Here is a 16,075-nt window from a genome sequence, read left to right as displayed (position 1 = left end):
GTGTCGCAGGGCCTGGTGGGGCCGGTGCACTGGCACCGGGTTGTGGTGCCGGTGTGACCTGCACCGGCTGGTGGGGCCGGTGCCACGGGCGCGGCGGTCAGGGCACCAGCGCCGTGAGGTCCGCGACCGCGTCGTGGGCACCCGCGGCACGCAGCACGTGGGCGGCGTGCGACGTGGTGACGCCGAGCACCAGCCCCACGCCGGCCCCCAGCGCGGCGCTCAGGCCCGCCGGGGTGTCCTCCGCCGCCACGCAGGCGGCCGTCTCCACCCCGAGCACCTCCGCGCCCAGCCGGTAGGGTGCCGGGTCGGGCTTGCCGACGGCGACCAGCTCGGCGGTGACGAGGGCGACGCCGAGGTCCGCCACCCCGAGGAGCTCGAGCGCCGCCGTCGCCCAGGCGTTCGTGGCCGAGGTGACGACGGCGAGCGGCACCCCGGCCGCGTGCCAGCCGGAGATCGCCTCCGCGGCCCCGGCGACCGGGGCGGGCGGGTGGGCCACGACGTCGAGGCAGGCGATGACCTCGTGGGCGAGCGTCATCGGGTCCTCGCCGGTCCAGGGCCCCTCGACGCCGGCGAACACCTCGGCACCGCGCCGTCCCGCGAACAAGTGCAGCATGTCGGCGGGCACGTCCCAGCCGCGCCGGGCGAAGTAGGTGGCGAAGGCGGCACGGTGGGTCGGCTCGGAGTCCACCAACGTGCCGTCGAGGTCGAGGAGCAGCCCGGACCCGGGCGAACGCAGCATGGCGTCCACCCGGCCACGCAGGCCGTCCCGGGTCACGCCCAGGTGAACAGCTCGTCGCCGGCGGCGACCGTGTCCCCCGGCGCGACGGCCGTGGTGAGCGACTCCGCGGTGCCCTCCAGGGCGATGACGGGCGTGACCGGCGACCGGCCGCCCGCGGCCACCTTCTCCGGCGACCACGTCACCAGGAGCTGCCCTGCCTCGACGGTGTCCTTCTCGGCCGCGTGGAGCGTGAAGCCCTCGCCGCCGAGCTGGACCGTGTCGAGCCCGAGATGCACGAGCACGCCGCGTCCGCCCTCGGCCACCAGCACGAAGGCGTGCGGGTGGAACTTCATGATGGTCCCCGCCACGGGGGCGCGGACCTCGGAGACCTCCGCACCCGCGGGGTCGACGGCGATCCCCGGGCCGACGATCGCCTCGGAGAAGACGGGGTCCGGCACGTCCTTCAGCTCCAGGACGGTGCCGGCGACGGGTGCGAGCACCCGCAGCGTCACCGCAGGTCCTCGATGTCCTCGGCGATCGTGTCCGCCTGGGGACCGACGACGACCTGGACCGCCGCGCCCTGCTGCACCACACCGAAGGCGCCCGCGGCGCGCAGCCCGGCCTCGTCCACCTTGGCCGGGTCCTCGACCTCTACACGCAGCCGCGTGATGCACGCCTCGAGGTCGAGGATGTTGGCGTCCCCGCCCAGCGCCGCGAGGATCTGCTCCGCCTGGCTCATCTTCAGCTCCTGTCGTCACGGATCGACCGTGATCCTGCCGGCGGAACTCCCCGCCGTGCGCCGTCGGGCGCCCGCGCCGGACCCGGCTGGCCCGGCATGCTGATGAGACCGCGCAGGTGAGGCGCGTGTCAAGCGAACTCCAGGCGCGGCGCGGTTCCTTGACACGCCGGGGCGCTGGCGATTCAGTGTGCGCGTCAGCATGTCCGTATCGCCCTGCGAGACGGGCGTTCGGACGCATCCCGGAGCGTCCCGGTGCGCGCCGTCGCGCACGCCAGGTGGGCCGCTCGACGAACCTTGGAGCGACGATGACCACCACCGCGGCGGGCACCCCCGCCACCACGAACAAGAGACACATCCCGGGCTTCGCCCAGGCTCAGCGCGTGGGCCGCTCGCTCATGCTGCCGATCGCCGTGCTGCCCGCCGCCGGCCTGCTCCTGCGTTTCGGTCAGCCGGACATGCTCGGCGAGCAGGGCGTGGCGAGCTGGAACGGGATGGGCTGGGTCCAGCCCGTCGCGGACGTCTTCGCCGCCGCCGGCAACGCGGTGTTCGGCAACCTGCCGATCATCTTCGCCCTCGGCGTGGCCATCGGCTTCGCCCGCAAGTCCGACGGCTCGACGGCGCTGGCCGGCCTCATCGGCTACCTCACCTTCCAGGCCGTGCTCGACGCGCTCGCACCGTTCTTCGGCGCCGGGCCGGAGGGCGAGGAGACCATCAACTACGGCGTGCTCGGCGGCATCGTCATCGGCATCATCGCCGCGCTGCTGTGGCAGAGGTTCTACCGCACCAAGCTTCCGCCCTACCTGGCGTTCTTCGGCGGCCGCCGCCTCGTCCCGATCATCACCGCCTTCGTCGCCGTGCTCGTCGCCGTGATCTTCGCGCTGATCTACCCGGCCTTCGACGCCGTCATCGGCGGCTTCGGCCGGTGGGTCACCGACGAGGGCAACGTCGTGATCGGCGGGTTCGTCTTCGGCACGCTGAACCGCCTGCTCATCCCGTTCGGCCTGCACCACCTGCTCAACAACCTGCCGTGGTTCCAGTTCGGCGAGTTCACCAACCCGGACACGGGCCAGGTTGCCCAGGGCGACCTCTTCCGCTTCTTCGCGGGCGACCCGACGGCCGGGACGTTCATGACCGGGTTCTTCCCGATCATGATGTTCGCCCTGCCCGCCGCGGCACTGGCGATCTGGCGTCACGCCAAGCCGGAGCGGCGCAAGGTCACCGGCGGCATCATGATCTCCGTCGCGCTGACCGCCTTCCTCACCGGCATCACGGAGCCGCTGGAGTACGCCTTCGCCTACGTCGCGTTCCCGCTGTACGTCGTCCACGCGGTCCTGACCGGCACCTCCCTGGCCCTGGTCAACGCGATCGGCATCAAGGACGGGTTCACGTTCTCCGCGGGCGCCATCGACTACCTGCTGAACTTCGGCATCGCCACGATGCCGCTGTGGCTCATCCCGATCGGGCTGGGCTACGCGGTGATCTACTACCTGATCTTCAGCTTCGCGATCAAGCGGTGGAACCTCCGCACGCCCGGTCGCGAGGAGGACGGCGACGTCGGTTCCGGCGCGCCGTCGGTCTTCGACGAGGCGCAGGACGCGGCCGCGGTCAAGACCGGTGCACGGGCGGCCGAGGAGCGCCCGGCACGGCGGGGCGACCCGGCCGGTGCCGTGGCCGAGGACACGGGCAAGGCCGTCCCCGAGCTCGGCCGTGACGAGCGCGACGGCGGGACGCCGCGCGTCTGACCCTCACGCGGCGACCCCCTGGCCCTCGAGCTCACGAGCTCGGGGACAGGGGGTCGCTCTCGTTCTCGCGCCGGTCTCACCGGGAAGCTGACGCCTCGCCGAGGAGCCGACGCCTCACCGACGAGGTGACATCACCGATGGGTGACGGGCGGGATCTGGATCTCGTCGCGCCGGGTCAGGCCAGCCGGTCGTCGTCGCCGAGCGCGGCCCGCAGCGCGGCGACCAGCGAGAGCAGCCGGGCCGAGCCGGGGAGGTCCTCGACCATGACGACCTGCTCCGCGCCGTCGGCCAGCGGCAGCTTCCAGTTGGGGTACTCGGTGTCGGTGCCCGGCTGGTTCTGCGCGCGCCGCTCCCCCACCGCGTCGGTGAGCGAGACGCCCACCAGCACCGCCGGGGTACGGACCACGTAGGCGTGCAGGGCCTCCACCAGCTCACGCTCGGTGGGGTTCTCCCCCACCAGGCCGTGCTCGCGCAGGCGGTCGACCATGCGCTGGCGCTCGGTGCGGGCCTCCGCGCGCACGTGCTCGACCGGCTCGGTGAGCAGCCCGAGACGCTCGCGCAGGTCCACGTGCTCCTCGGCCAGGTAGCCGGCGACCGGCGGCAGGTCGTGCGTGTCGACGGTGGCCAGGACGAGCCGGCGGTACGCGTCCGGCTGGAGCGGCTGCCCGGCGGCGTCCTTCTCGAACCACAGCACCGAGGTGCCGAGCACCCCGCGCTCCTCGAGGTAGTCGCGCACCCACGGCTCCACGGTGCCCAGGTCCTCGCCGATCACGGCGGCGCCCGCGCGGGCGGCCTCCAGGAGCAGGACGCCGACCATCGCCTCGTGGTCGTAGCGCACGTACGTGCCCTCGCCCGCGCCCATGCCGTCCGGGATCCACCACAGGCGGAACAGCCCCAGGATGTGGTCCACCCGCACCGCGCCGGCATGGCGCAGCACCGTGCGGGCCATCTCGCGCAGCGGCGCGTACGCGGTGCGGGCCAGGGCGTCGGGCCGCCACGGCGGCTGGCTCCAGTTCTGGCCCTGCTGGTTGTACATGTCCGGCGGCGCGCCCACCCCGATGCCCTGGGCGAACGCGTCGCGGTCGATCCACGAGTCGGCGCCGCCGGGGTGGACGCCGACGGCGAGGTCGTGCATCACCCCGAGACCCATGCCGGACTCCACAGCCACCTGCTGGGCGTGCGCCAGCTGCTCGTCCGCGACCCACTGGAGCCACACGTAGAAGTCGACCCGCTCGGCCAGCTCGCGGCGGGCGCGGGCGACGAACGGGGACCGGATGTCCTGCAGCTCCTGCGGCCAGCCGGTGCTCGCGTACTTCTCGTGCAGCGCGCACCAGAGCGCGAAGTCCTCCAGGCCCTGCCCCTCCTCCGCCCGGAACCGGTCGAGGGCACGCTGGCGGGACCGGCTGCGGCCCGCCGAGAAGATCACCTCGAGCGCCTGGCGCTTCGCGGACCAGGCGGCGTCGCGGTCGATGGGCTGGTTCGTGGCGTTGGTGCCGCGGACCTCCTCGGCCGCCCACTCCACGAGGGCGCGCTGGGGGCCGGTGAGGTAGGCGGCCTCGCGCACCTCCTCCGGGCGGATGTAGATGGGGTTGACGAACCGGCGCGTGACCGGCAGGTACGGCGAGGGCGTCATACGACCGCTCGGCTCGGCGGCGTGGAGCGGGTTGATGAGCAGGAAGTCCGCGCCCAGGTCGCCCGAGAAGCTCGTCAGCTCCGCCAGGTCCGAGAGGTCCCCGATCCCCCACGAGCGGGCCGAGCGCACCGAGTACAGCTGGGCCATCAGGCCCCACCCGCGGGAGGTGGCGACTCCCGGGTCCGGGAGCCGGTCGGGCGTGACGGCGAGCGGGCTGCGGCGGGCGCGTCCGCCGTCGACCCGCGCCTCGAGCTCGTGCCAGCCCACGGGCAGGTCGGCGGGCAGGACGAAGGTCGCCCGGCCGACGAGCACGCCGTCCACCTCACGCGGCGGCACCCAGGCGTCCCTCTGCTCCAGCTCGAGCGTGCCTCCTGTCTCGAGCTCGACGACGACGGCGACGCCGGCCCCGTCGGGCACGTGGACCGCCAGCTCGTGCGTCCGCCCCTCGCGCACCACCACGGACGGCGGCAGCACCGCGCGCCACGGCGCCAGCTCGACGTCCGCGAGCGCCGCACGCACCTGGCCCTCGTCGCCCGCGGGCACCCCGAGCGCGCCCAGCACGGCGCGGATGGTCGCGGCGGAGACGATCCGGTGATGTCCGGTGTAGTCCCAGAACTCGGTCGCGACGCCGAGGCTGTCGGCCAGCTGCCGCAGCTCCGGCGAGGGGGTGGTGGTGTCCGCGGCCGGTGCCGGGCTGGACGTCATGGTGCTCCTCGGTTGGGACGGACGATCACGTCCGCTGTAGGTGTTCGGCGCCGGGGGCCTCGCCCTCGCCGGCGCGCCGCGCGACGGTCCTGGCCTACAGGAGCGCGCTGATCTCCTCGGCCAGGTCGTCGGCCTCGGGCCCGACCACGATCTGCACCACGCGGCCGACCCGCACGACGCCGAACGCACCGGTGGCCTTGAGGTCACTCTCGCCCACGACGGCCGGGTCCCGGACCTCCACGCGCAGACGGGTGATGCACGGCTCGACGTCGACGACGTTCGGCGCACCTCCCAGGGCGGCCAGGATGCTCTCGGCCTTGTTCATCGGAACTCCTCCAACAGTGTTGAGACGGTGTGCGTGCGGGATTCGTCACGTTCCCGCGACCTCCTCCGAGCCTACCCGCGCGGAAGTGGTGCACCAGCGGATCGGCGCGCGGGGGCGCGTGCATCCGGACCGGCGCACGCAGACGCGTGCGGCTCGCTCCGGCCGGGAGCTCTCGGCGCGTGCGCGGGGCGCGCGGGCCCGGGCGCGGCATGATGGGCGCATCCGAGGACAGGAGCATCCATGAGCACCCAGGCCGCGGGCGAGGACGCCCCGGACACCGTCATGCCCGCCTCCGGCGCCCCGTCCGGCGCGGCCGAGCCGCTGCACGGCGTCGGCGTCAGCCCCGGTCTCGCCGCGGGCCCCGTCGCGCAGGTCCGCCCGCCGGCCGGCGAGCCCCCGGCCGGCCCCGCCGTCGCGGAGGAGCAGGCCGAGGCGGAGGCGGCCCGCATCGCCGCCGCCGCGGAGGCCGTGCGCAGCGCGCTGGAGCAGGCGGCGACGACCGTCGAGGGCGAGCGCCGCGAGCTGCTCGAGACGACGGCGCAGATGGCGGCCGACCCCACGCTCGTCAAGGGCGCCTCGGCGCTGGTGCGCGAGGCGCACCTGCCGGCGCCGCGGGCGGTGTGGCAGGCCGCCGGGAAGGTGGCCGAGCAGCTCGCGGCGCTGGGCGGGTACATGGCCGAGCGGGCGAAGGACGTCGCCGACGTGCGCAACCGCATCATCGCCGAGCTCACCGGGCAGCCGATGCCCGGCGTCCCGCAGCGTTCCGAGCCGTTCGTGCTCGTGGCCACCGACCTCGCCCCGGCCGACACCGCGCTGCTCGACCCGGCGCTCGTGCGCGCCATCGTCACCGCCGAGGGCGGGCCCACCTCGCACACCGCGATCCTCGCCCGCGCCCTCGGTATCCCGGCCGTCGTCGGCCTGGCCGGCGCCCCGGCGGCGCTGCCCGAGGGCGAGGTCGTCCTCGTCGACGGCGGGGCGGGCACGGTCGAGCTCTCCCCCGACCCCGAGCGGGTCCGCCTCGCCGAGGAGCGGCGCACGGTCGTGCGCACCTTCGACGGTCACGGCCGCACCGCCGACGGGCACGAGGTGGCGCTGCTGGCCAACGTCGGGGACCCCGACGGCGCCCGTGCCGCGGCGGAGGCGGGCGCCCAGGGCGTGGGCCTGTTCCGCACCGAGTTCTGCTTCCTCGACCGCACGGAGGAGCCGGGGGTCGACGAGCAGGCCGAGCAGTACCGGCGCGTGCTCGAGCAGTTCCCCGGCAAGAAGGTCGTGGTCCGCACCCTGGACGCCGGCGCGGACAAGCCGCTGCCCTTCGTCACCGACGCCGAGGAGGCCAACCCGGCCCTCGGCGTGCGCGGGCTGCGCACGGCCCGCAAGGCCCCCGAGGTCCTCGAGAACCAGCTGGCCGCCATCGCCCGCGCCGCCGGGCAGACCAGCGCGGACGTGTGGGTCATGGCCCCCATGATCGCGACCGTGGCGGAGACCGAGGACTTCGTCGCCGCCTGCGAGCGCCACGGGCTGGGCACCGCGGGCGTCATGGTCGAGGTGCCGAGCGCGGCGCTCCTCGCCGGGCCGATCCTGGCCCGGGCCTCGTTCGCGTCGATCGGCACGAACGACCTCACCCAGTACGCGATGGCCGCCGACCGGCTCCTGGGCTCCCTCGCCGAGCTCTCCGACCCGTGGCAGCCCGCCGTCCTGCGGCTCGTGGAGTCCACGTGCCTCGGCGGCGCGCAGCAGTCCCGGCCCGTCGGGGTCTGCGGCGAGGCCGCGGCCGACCCCGCCCTCGCCGTCGTCCTGGTGGGGCTGGGCATCTCCTCGCTGTCCATGACGCCGCGCGCCCTGGCCGACGTGGCCGCCGTGCTGGCGGCCACCGACCTCGCGACGTGCCGGCGGCTGGCCCGGGCGGCGGTCGACGCCGAGTCCGCGGCCGACGCCCGGGCGCGCGTGCGGGAGGGGCTGCCGGTTCTCGCGGACCTCGGGCTGTGAGCGATGATGGGACGGTGACAGCGCAGCAGCCGACCCACGCCGATCTCGCCCAGGTGTACGAGGCGATGGGCGGGCACCCCACGTTCGCCCGGCTCGTGCACCGGTTCTACCAGGGCGTGCGCGAGGACGAGCTGCTCGCCCCGATGTACCCGCAGGACGACTGGGCGGGCGCCGAGGAGCGCCTGACGATGTTCCTCGAGCAGTACTGGGGCGGGCCCACCACGTACTCGCAGCAGCGGGGGCACCCGATGCTCCGCCGTCGTCACCTGCCCTTCCCGGTGACGCCGGCGGCACGGGACCGCTGGCTGGCGCACATGCGGGTCGGCGTGGACGAGCTGGAGCTCGCTCCCGAGCTCGAGACGCTGCTGTGGGACTACCTCGAGCGCGCGGCGCACGCGATGGTCAACACGCCCGAGCCGGGCCGCCGCAGCCTGATCTGACCTACCGCCGCGCGCGCAGACGACCGTCCGCCCACCCACCACCGAGGAGCGTCATGCCCCAGCTGCCCGAAGCCCCCGACGCCGCCGCCGTGCTGGACGTCCCGCAGACCGACGCCGAGCCGATGGCGACGGTCCTGAGCACCCTGCGCCTGACCCGCCTGGGGCCGGACGAGTTCGCGGGGACCTCCCTGCCGCAGCTGAGCGGGCGCATCTACGGCGGCCAGGTACTGGCCCAGTCCGTGCTGGCCGCGGCGGCGACGCTGCCCGACGACGGCGACGGCCGGCGCCAGCTGCACTCGGTGCACGGGTACTTCCTGCGGCCAGGGAAGGTCGAGCTGCCGATCACGTTCGCGGTGGAGCGGCTGCACGACGGCCGGTCCTTCAGCACGCGGCGCACCCACGCCCTGCAGCAGGGCAAGCCGATCCTCTCCCTCATCAGCTCCTACCAGGAGGACCAGCCGGGACGCGAGCACGCCGCCGCGGCGCCCGACGCCCCCGACCCGGAGGGCCTGCGCAGCGCCCTGACGCTCTTCGGCGAGGTGGACCACCCCGCCGCGAAGTTCATGTCCTCCACCGCCGCGTTCGACATCCGCCACGTCGAGCAGGACATCTACCTGCGCGGCGCGGGCGAGCGGACCGACGCGCAGATGCTGTGGATGCGCTCCCGCTCGCCGCTGCCGGCCGGGCTGACCCAGCTGCAGCACCGGGCGCTGCTCGCGTACGCCTGCGACCAGGTGCTCCTGGAGCCGGTGCTGCGCCGCCACGGGCTGAGCTGGCGGACGCCGGGGCTGAGCGTGGCCAGCCTCGACCACGGGATGTGGTGGCACCGTCCGCTCGACGTCGGGCAGTGGCTGCTCTACGTCCAGGAGTCGCCCTCGGCGCAGGGCGGGCGCGGGCTCGGCATCGCCAAGATCTTCGACACCGCCGGCACCCACGTGGCGACCGTCGCCCAGGAGGGCATGGTCCGCGTCCCCGACGACGCCGAGCCCGGCCGGCGCCCGTCGGCGGAGAGGCCGGCCTCCGTGACGCGCCCGGACGAGGAGTGGAAGCGCCCGTCCCTGCGCTGAGGGCGCCGGAGGCGAGCGCCGCGGGCGAGCCCGCGGCGCCCGTCCCTGCCGCACCCGGGGGGCTCAGCCGAGCGTGTCTGCCGGCACCGCCACCTCGGCGACGGTGCCGGCACGCACGGTGACGAACGCCGACGCGGTCCCCTCGGCGCCCGCCTCCACCACCTGCACGCGATAACGGCCGGGCGCCAGGTCCACGGCCCCGAACCAGCCCGAGCCGTCGGTGCGCGCCAGCACCTTCTCCCCCGGCCCGTCCACCGGGTGGAGCACCACGTCGGCCTGGTCGGCGACGGCCCCGCCGTCGAGGGTCACCGTGCCGGAGACGTTCCCGGTCGTCGGGGCCGACTTCCACGTCATGTCGGGCACGACGACGTCGTCCGCGAGCACGTCGGCGCGCAGGGCCACCGTCAGCGCGGCCCGCTCCGCGTCCTTGACCGCGGCGTCGCCGGACGCCGTGGCCGCCATGGTGGCGTTCGCGTAGGAGTAGCCCATCCAGCCGTCGAGGCCCGCCTCGAGGGTCTTGCGGGCCTGCGCCACCGAGCTGTCGACGTCGTTGAGGTAGAGCGCCGGCCCGTTGACGACGTGCCGGCCGGCGCGGTAGTCGGCCAGCGCCTCGGTCCACTCGTCGAACATCTGCGCCTGGGCGGGCACCCAGTCGCGCTTGTAGTTCATCGCCGTGACGGTGTCGACGATGCCCTCCTCCAGCCACCCCTTCCAGTCCTGCATGACGTTGCGGTAGGGCCGGGTGCCCTCCCAGCCGCCGTAGGTGCCCGGCCCGTAGGCGTAGGTGATCCCGTTGACGCTGAGCCGGTCGCTCGGGTCGACCTCGTACATGGCGAGGTAGATCTTGCGCACCAGACCGGAGACCTGGTCGCGGCGCCAGTCGCTGAACTGCTCGTCGGTCGGGGCCGGGACGTCCGTCCGACCGGTCTCGGCGGCGAACCGGGCGAGGGAGACCTCGGAGTAGCCCCAGTCGTTGACGAAGTCGCCGGTGTTGTAGTCGGGGTAGCGGATGTAGTCCAGGTTCACGCCGTCCACGTCGTAGTTCTGCGTGATGGAGGCGACGGCGTCGGCCACGTAGTCGACGGCGTGCCGGTTCGCGGGGTCGATGAAGGAGTTGTTGCCCACCTTCTCGACGCCGTCGGCCCGCTTGTTCAGCCACCGGTCCTCGCCCGCGGCGGCGAAGCCGTGGGCGTTGTAGGCGTGCTCGGGCGACCTCGGCGCGGTCGCGGAGTTCCACAGCGTCGTGGCGTTGACCCAGGCGTGGACCTCGATGCCCGCGGCGTGCGCCTGCTCGATCACCTCGGCGAGCGGGTCGTACGGCGCCGGGTCCACGAACGCGTCGGTGCGCGGGAAGAGTGCGTCGTTGCAGAAGCAGTCGAACCGGCGGCCCACCTGGACCACCAGCACGTTGGCGCCGAGGGCCTCGGCGTCAGCCACCAGGTCGGTGACCTGCCCGGCGTCGTAGATCCCTGCGTTGAACGCGTCGACCCAGTACCCGCGCCACTGCTCGGGCGGGCCCTCGGCCTGCGTCGTGGCCGCGGCGTCTGCGGTCGCCGACGCGTCTGTGGTGGCCGGCGTGTGCGCCGTGGTCGGCGTGCCGGCCGTCGCTGCCGTGCCCGCGGCGGCGGGCGCGGCGAGCGCGAGTGCGGGCAGAAGTGCAAAACCCCCCAGTGCGGCGATCGTCCGTGCGGTCGGTCGTCCCATCGTCCTGCTCCTCTCGAGTTGTCCTTCGCTCGCGCGGCTCTGCGCGAGGCGGGCCCGGCGCGCGTCATCGGGCGGCGGGCCTGGCGGGCGTTCCCCGCGGTGGGCTCCTTCCTGCTCTGTGACGGCGAGAGTCGGTGGGCGCGGCGGGCCTCAGTGCGGCGCGGTGCGGGGGCGGTGCTCCCCGCGCCGGTCGCGGACGGCGTCGCGGGTGGCCTCCAGCGCCCGCTGGCTCGCCGCGAAGGTGCGCTGGGCGACGCCGACGAAGACGCAGTCGACGACGGTCAGCTGCGCGAGCCGCGAGGCGGTGGCCCCGGAGCGGAACGTCGTCTCCCGCGCGGCGGTGAGCAGCACGTGGTCGGCCTCGAGCGCGATCTGCGAGCGCGGGGCGTTCGTGATGGCCACGGTCGTGGCCCCGTTGCGCCGGGCGATCGCGAGCGCGTCGGCGGTGTCGACGGTCGTGCCCGTGTGCGAGATGCCGATCGCGACGTCGCCGGCCCCCAGCAGCGCGGCGGAGGTGAGCGCGAGGTGGGCGTCCGGGAAGGAGAACGCCACGCGCCCGATGCGGTGGAGCTTCTGCTGCAGGTCCGCCGCGACGATGCCGGAGGCGCCCACGCCGTAGATGTCCGTGCGGCCGGCGGCCACCACGGCGTCCACCACCGCCTCCAGCTCCGGCACCGACAGCGCACGGCCCGTGTCCTCGACGGCGCGGGCGTCCGCGAAGGCGATCTTCGCCACCACGGAGTCCAGGTCGTCGCCCTCGGCGATGTCCCCGGTGATCTCGGCGGGGCGGGACTCGCCCTGCCGCCGGCCGAGGTCGGCGACCAGGGCGAGGCGGAACTGCCGGTACCCGTCGTGCCCGGCCTCCCGGCACAGCCGCACGATGGTCGACTGGGACGTCCCGGACGCCTCCGCCAGCTGGGTGATGGTCAGGCCCGCCGCGCGCTCCGGGTCGGCGAGCACGAGCTCGGCCACCCGCCGGGTGGAGGGCTGGAGGTCGTCGAGCAGCCCCCGCAGCCGCACCGCGAGCGGCACCTCGCTCACCGCACGCCCGCCCCGCTCAGCGCGGCGACGGCGGAGCGCACCCCGGCCGGGTCGTCCGCCCGGGCGGGGTCGGGCGGGAACTCCTCGGCGGCCCGGGCCGCGGCCTCGACCGTGCTGCCCGCGAGCAGCGCCACGAGCGCGACGCGGACGCGCCCGCCGGCCTCCTCGAGCACCCGCGCGCAGCGCGCCGGCTCCTGGTCGGTGGCCTGCACGAGCATGCGCACGGTCCGCGCCCGGAGCTTCTGGTTGGTCGGCCGCACCTCGATCATGAGGTTGGAGTAGGTCTTGCCCAGGCGCACCATGACGGCGGTCGAGAACGTGTTCAGGACCAGCTTCTGCGCCGTCGCCGCCTTCATGCGGGTCGATCCGGTGACCACCTCGGGACCGGTGTCGACGAGGACCGCGACGTCCACCGAACCGGCCAGCGGGGCGGCGGGGTTGGTGGAGACCAGCGCCGTGGCGGCGCCGCGATCACGTGCCGCGGCGAGCGCACCGCCGACGAAGGGCGTGCGGCCGCTCGCGGTCAGCCCCACCACGAGGTCGTCGGGGCCGAACTGCTCGCCGAGGGTCCGGCCCGCCCCGGCGTCGTCCTCGGCGCCCTCGACCGCCAGCATCATCGCCCCCTCGCCGCCGGCGAGGTGGGCGCGGAAGGCCTCCTCCCCGACGTCGTAGGTCGGCAGCAGCTCGACCGCGTCGAGGACACCGAGCCTCCCCGAGGTCCCCGAGCCGACGTAGTGCACGCGCCCGCCCGCGGCGATCGCCCGCACCGCGCGCTCGACGAGCTGGGCCACCGGCCCGGCCGCCGCCGCGACGGCGTCGAGCACGCTACGGTCCTCGGCCATCACCAGGGCGACCAGCTCACGGGCCGGCAGCTGGTCGATCTCGACGGTGCGGGGGTTGCGCTCCTCGGTGGGCGAGCGCAGGCCGATGACCTCACGCCAGTCGTTGTCGGTCCGGCTCATGGCGGCTCCAGGGTCGGGCTCGGGTCGCGCGGGACTGCTGCGGTCCGGGTCGGACACGCGGACCGGGCGGTGGTTCGATGGGGTGGAAGGAACCGGTCTGGTGATAACTTCCATCCACCGACCCAAGTTGGAAAGTTACCACCGTCGAGCGAGGTGGGGAATAGCGTGCCTCCGAACACCGAGCGGGCCCCCGAGCCGGGCGCCACCCCGCGTGCCGCCGCCACCCCCGCGCTGCGTGTCGTGGTCGGTCTGGACGTGGGCGGGACCTCCTCGACGGCGGGCGTCCTTGCCGCGGACGGTGCCGTGCTCGCCGTCGTCCAGGGTCCGGGCGCCAACTTCCGCTCCTCCCCCGGCACCGTCCTCGACCACCTGCGGGCGGTCCTCGCCGCCGCGGCCGCGCGGACCGATGCACGCCTGGGCGCCCGGCCCTGGCAGGTCGACGCGCTCGTGGCGGGGATCGCCGGAGCGGGGCCCGCCGGCCGGGACCGCGCCGTCGCCCTCCTCCACGACGCCCTGCCGGGCACCGGGCTCCCGGCCCCGGCGACCGCCGAGGTCGTGACGGACCCGGTCGTCGCCTATGCGGCCGGGGCGCCCGGGCCCGACGGCGCGCTCCTGCTCGCCGGCACCGGCGCCGTCGCCCTGCGGGTGGCCGGGTTCGCCGAGCGGGCCCGGTCCGACGGGCTCGGATGGCTGCTCGGCGACGTCGGCTCCGGCGTCTGGCTCGCCCTGGCCGGCCTGCGTGCCGCGGCGGCCCACCTCGACGGGCGCGCCCCTGCGACCGCGCTGACGCCCGCGGCGGCGGAGCGCGCCGCCGCGGCCGAGGCCGCGGGCACCGGCGACCCGCGCCAGGACCTCGTGCGCCTGACGGACACCCGGTCCCCCGCCGAGCTGGGCTCCTTCGCCCGGACGGTGGCGGGGTGCGCGGCCGCCGGCTCCGCCGTCGCCGACGGCATCGTGGCCGAGGGGGTCGCCGGGCTCCTGCGCTCGCTGTCCGTCGTGGCCGACGGCGCGGCGGACATCGTGCTCGCGGGCTCGGTGCTCACCCGGCCCGGTCCGGTCCGCGACGGAGTCCTGGCCGGCCTGCGCCCGCCCGGCGGCCAGCGCGCCGACGACGCGCGCGCGGACGACCGCGCCGCCCGGGGCCCGCGCGTCCACGATGCGGCTGCGCCGGTGGTCGGGGCGCTGCGCCTGGCCGCGGACCGGGCCGGATGGGCGCTGCCCGACGTCGCGGCGCTGACCTCCGCCGTCGGGGCGGCACGTGGCTGAGCACGGGCCCGGGCTCGCCGTCGGCGCGTACCGCCCGGCCGACCGCGCGGCGCTGTACGAGATCTGCCTGCGCACCGGGGACGTCGGCGGGGACGCGACGGGCCTCTACCGGGACCCGGAGCTCCTCGGTCACGTCTACCTCGGCGCCTACCTCGCGCTCGAGCCGGGTCTCGCGCGCGTGCTCCGCCGCCCGGACGGCGAACCGGTGGGCTACGCCGTCGCCACCGCGTCGACGACGGCCTTCGAGGACGCGTGCGAGAAGTCCTGGTGGCCCCCGCTGCGGGCCCGGTACCCCCTGCCGGACCCGGCTGACGACTCCCCCGACGCCCGGCTCGTGCGGACCGTCCACGCCGGGACGCGCACGAGGGGCGCGTGGCTCGCCGGCCATCCGGCGCACCTGCACGTGGACCTGCTGCCGGAGGCGCAGGGCGGCGGCCACGGCCGCCGGCTCCTGGAGGCCGTCTTCGCGGCGCTGGCCGCCGCGGGGGCGGCGGGCGTGCATCTCGGCGTGGACCCGGCCAACGAGGGCGCGGTCGGCTTCTACCGGCACCTGGGGATGCGCCTGCTCGAGCAGCGGTCGGACGTCCTCCTGCTCGGCCTGCCGCTGGGGTCGGCGAGCGCGACGCCGCACGCGCCTCCACACTGACCCCGTGAGAGGTGACGCGTGAGACTCCGGCGGGTGCGGGTCGACCGCCCGGGCCTGACCAGGCGCCGGGCCGGGAGCGGTTTCGTCTACCTCGACGTCGACGGCAGCCGCGTCACCGATCCCGACGTGCTGGCGCGCTGCCGTGCGCTGGTCATCCCGCCCGCCTGGAGGGACGTGTGGATCTGCCCCGTCGTCAACGGGCACATCCAGGCGGTGGGCACCGACGACGCCGGGCGCCGCCAGTACCTCTACCACCCCGCCTGGCGCGAGAGCCGGGACGCGGCCAAGCACGAGCGCGTGCTCGACCTCGCGCGCCGGCTCCCGGCCGCCCGGCGTCAGGTCACGATGGACCTCGCCCGCAGCGGCATGCCGCGCGAGCGCGCCCTGGCGGCCGCCTTCCGGCTGCTGGACATCGGCTTCTTCCGGATCGGGGGCGAGACCTACGCGGAGAACAACGGCTCCTACGGCCTCGCCACCCTCCTCAAGCGGCACGTGCGCATCGCGCGCGACGGGGAGATGACGTTCGCCTACCTCGCCAAGTCGGGGCAGTCGCGGCGGCTCGTGCTGCGCGACGAGGCCCTCGTGGAGCCGCTGACGATGATGCGCCGGCGCCGGGGCGGCGGCGAGGAGCTGCTCGCCTACCGCCGCCGGGGCGAGTGGGTCGACGTGACCAGCGCCGACATCAACGAGTACGTCAAGGAGCGGCTCGGCCCGCACGCGTCGGCGAAGGACTTCCGCACCTGGCACGGCACCGTGCTCGCCGCGCTCGAGCTGGCGGTCCGCGCCCCGGGCGCCACCACGCGCACCGCACGGAAGCGGGCGGAGCGCGAGGCCGTGAAGGCCGTGGCGCAGTACCTGGGCAACACCCCCGCCGTCAGCCGGTCCTCCTACATCGACTCGCGGGTGCTCGACCTGGCCGAGCGCGGCCGCACCATCGACCTGCGCCTGGCGCGACGGGCGGACAACCCGGGCGACCCGGCACCGCCGGACACCCACGGGGCCGTCGAGAGAGCGGTGCTCGAGCTGCTCGGGTGAGCGGTGCGGCGGGCGGCGGGCGACGGGCGGCGGGCGGCGGGCGGCGGGCGGCGGGCGGCGGGCGGC

At 75.4% G+C, this 16,075-nt stretch carries 15 protein-coding genes; 7 read left to right on the top strand and 8 right to left on the bottom strand.

From position 1 onward, the window contains the following. Window positions 1-97: 97 nt before the first annotated feature. From ABD774_RS05025 to ABD774_RS05015, 3 genes are read right to left on the bottom strand one after another with little or no spacing between them, the layout of a single operon-like run. Window positions 98-775: an HAD family hydrolase gene (locus tag ABD774_RS05025; protein WP_345038361.1), complete on the bottom strand. Its 678-nt coding sequence runs from the start codon at window positions 773-775 to the stop codon at window positions 98-100. Further along, on the bottom strand, window positions 772-1,230 hold the full coding sequence (locus ABD774_RS05020) for a PTS sugar transporter subunit IIA (RefSeq protein WP_345038359.1): 459 nt from the start codon (window positions 1,228-1,230) through the stop codon (window positions 772-774). Before ABD774_RS05020 ends, ABD774_RS05025 begins: the two co-directional genes overlap by 4 nt. Beyond that, a complete protein-coding gene (locus ABD774_RS05015) occupies window positions 1,227-1,457 on the bottom strand; it encodes a PTS sugar transporter subunit IIB (protein ID WP_043498907.1) in 231 nt (76 codons plus the stop codon). Before ABD774_RS05015 ends, ABD774_RS05020 begins: the two co-directional genes overlap by 4 nt. Window positions 1,458-1,762: 305 nt before the next feature. Here ABD774_RS05015 and ABD774_RS05010 point away from each other — a divergent pair, with 305 nt between their 5' ends. After that, window positions 1,763-3,199: a PTS transporter subunit EIIC gene (locus ABD774_RS05010; protein WP_345038353.1), complete on the top strand. Its 1,437-nt coding sequence runs from the start codon at window positions 1,763-1,765 to the stop codon at window positions 3,197-3,199. Window positions 3,200-3,374: 175 nt separating this feature from the next. On the opposite strand, the gene malQ is transcribed toward ABD774_RS05010, so the two are convergent. Together malQ and ABD774_RS05000 are read right to left on the bottom strand one after the other, a co-directional pair. Further along, window positions 3,375-5,537 carry a 4-alpha-glucanotransferase gene (malQ, locus tag ABD774_RS05005; protein ID WP_345038351.1) on the bottom strand — a complete coding sequence of 721 codons (2,163 nt, stop codon included), beginning with the start codon at window positions 5,535-5,537 and terminating at the stop codon, window positions 3,375-3,377. 94 nt (window positions 5,538-5,631) lie between these two features. Next, window positions 5,632-5,862: a PTS sugar transporter subunit IIB gene (locus ABD774_RS05000; protein WP_248257306.1), complete on the bottom strand. Its 231-nt coding sequence runs from the start codon at window positions 5,860-5,862 to the stop codon at window positions 5,632-5,634. Window positions 5,863-6,144: 282 nt separating this feature from the next. On the opposite strand from ABD774_RS05000, the gene ptsP reads away from it, so the two are divergent. The 3 genes from ptsP (at window position 6,145) to ABD774_RS04985 (ending at window position 9,355) form a co-directional block, all read left to right on the top strand. Continuing rightward, window positions 6,145-7,848, top strand: a complete 1,704-nt coding sequence (gene ptsP / locus ABD774_RS04995) for a phosphoenolpyruvate--protein phosphotransferase (protein WP_345038833.1) — start codon at window positions 6,145-6,147, stop codon at window positions 7,846-7,848. 65 nt (window positions 7,849-7,913) lie between these two features. Continuing rightward, on the top strand, window positions 7,914-8,288 hold the full coding sequence (locus ABD774_RS04990; protein ID WP_248257414.1) for a globin: 375 nt from the start codon (window positions 7,914-7,916) through the stop codon (window positions 8,286-8,288). A 53-nt stretch (window positions 8,289-8,341) separates the two neighbouring features. Next, window positions 8,342-9,355: an acyl-CoA thioesterase gene (locus tag ABD774_RS04985; RefSeq protein ID WP_345038347.1), complete on the top strand. Its 1,014-nt coding sequence runs from the start codon at window positions 8,342-8,344 to the stop codon at window positions 9,353-9,355. Between the two features lie 63 nt (window positions 9,356-9,418). Here ABD774_RS04985 and ABD774_RS04980 read toward each other — a convergent pair whose 3' ends face one another. From ABD774_RS04980 to ABD774_RS04970, 3 genes are all read right to left on the bottom strand, one after another. Then, window positions 9,419-11,059: a family 10 glycosylhydrolase gene (locus ABD774_RS04980; RefSeq protein ID WP_345038345.1), complete on the bottom strand. Its 1,641-nt coding sequence runs from the start codon at window positions 11,057-11,059 to the stop codon at window positions 9,419-9,421. Window positions 11,060-11,209: 150 nt separating this feature from the next. Further along, on the bottom strand, window positions 11,210-12,100 hold the full coding sequence (locus ABD774_RS04975; RefSeq protein WP_345038342.1) for a MurR/RpiR family transcriptional regulator: 891 nt from the start codon (window positions 12,098-12,100) through the stop codon (window positions 11,210-11,212). Then, complete coding sequence (locus ABD774_RS04970) at window positions 12,097-13,062, bottom strand: N-acetylmuramic acid 6-phosphate etherase (RefSeq protein ID WP_345038340.1); 966 nt, start codon at window positions 13,060-13,062, stop codon at window positions 12,097-12,099. Before ABD774_RS04970 ends, ABD774_RS04975 begins: the two co-directional genes overlap by 4 nt. Window positions 13,063-13,227: 165 nt before the next feature. On the opposite strand from ABD774_RS04970, the gene ABD774_RS04965 reads away from it, so the two are divergent. Genes ABD774_RS04965 through ABD774_RS04955 form a run of 3 tightly spaced genes read left to right on the top strand, consistent with a single transcriptional unit; the run spans window position 13,228 to window position 16,009 of the window. Then, on the top strand, window positions 13,228-14,328 hold the full coding sequence (locus tag ABD774_RS04965; protein ID WP_345038337.1) for a BadF/BadG/BcrA/BcrD ATPase family protein: 1,101 nt from the start codon (window positions 13,228-13,230) through the stop codon (window positions 14,326-14,328). Then, a complete protein-coding gene (locus tag ABD774_RS04960) occupies window positions 14,321-14,974 on the top strand; it encodes a GNAT family N-acetyltransferase (RefSeq protein WP_345038335.1) in 654 nt (217 codons plus the stop codon). Before ABD774_RS04965 ends, ABD774_RS04960 begins: the two co-directional genes overlap by 8 nt. 18 nt (window positions 14,975-14,992) lie before the next feature. Further along, entirely contained in the window at window positions 14,993-16,009 is a 1,017-nt protein-coding gene (locus ABD774_RS04955) for a DNA topoisomerase IB (RefSeq protein WP_345038333.1), read from the top strand. The last annotated feature ends 66 nt before the right edge of the window (window positions 16,010-16,075 follow it).

Source organism: Georgenia daeguensis (genome assembly GCF_039537705.1).
GTDB lineage: Bacteria > Actinomycetota > Actinomycetes > Actinomycetales > Actinomycetaceae > Georgenia > Georgenia daeguensis.
The sequence above is the reverse complement of the archived record's forward strand: the minus strand, read 5'-3'. Positions and strand labels throughout refer to the sequence as shown.

Bases quoted from the DNA above. Each gene is read 5' to 3' on its own strand.
- ABD774_RS05015 (WP_043498907.1), bottom strand. From the start codon at position 1,457: ATGAGCCAGGCGGAGCAGATCCTCGCGGCGCTGGGCGGGGACGCCAAC.
- ABD774_RS05010 (WP_345038353.1), top strand. From the start codon at position 1,763: ATGACCACCACCGCGGCGGGCACCCCCGCCACCACGAACAAGAGACAC.
- malQ (WP_345038351.1), bottom strand. From the start codon at position 5,537: ATGACGTCCAGCCCGGCACCGGCCGCGGACACCACCACCCCCTCGCCG.
- ABD774_RS05000 (WP_248257306.1), bottom strand. From the start codon at position 5,862: ATGAACAAGGCCGAGAGCATCCTGGCCGCCCTGGGAGGTGCGCCGAAC.
- ptsP (WP_345038833.1), top strand. From the start codon at position 6,145: ATGCCCGCCTCCGGCGCCCCGTCCGGCGCGGCCGAGCCGCTGCACGGC.
- ABD774_RS04990 (WP_248257414.1), top strand. From the start codon at position 7,914: ATGGGCGGGCACCCCACGTTCGCCCGGCTCGTGCACCGGTTCTACCAG.
- ABD774_RS04985 (WP_345038347.1), top strand. From the start codon at position 8,342: ATGCCCCAGCTGCCCGAAGCCCCCGACGCCGCCGCCGTGCTGGACGTC.
- ABD774_RS04980 (WP_345038345.1), bottom strand. From the start codon at position 11,059: ATGGGACGACCGACCGCACGGACGATCGCCGCACTGGGGGGTTTTGCA.
- ABD774_RS04970 (WP_345038340.1), bottom strand. From the start codon at position 13,062: ATGAGCCGGACCGACAACGACTGGCGTGAGGTCATCGGCCTGCGCTCG.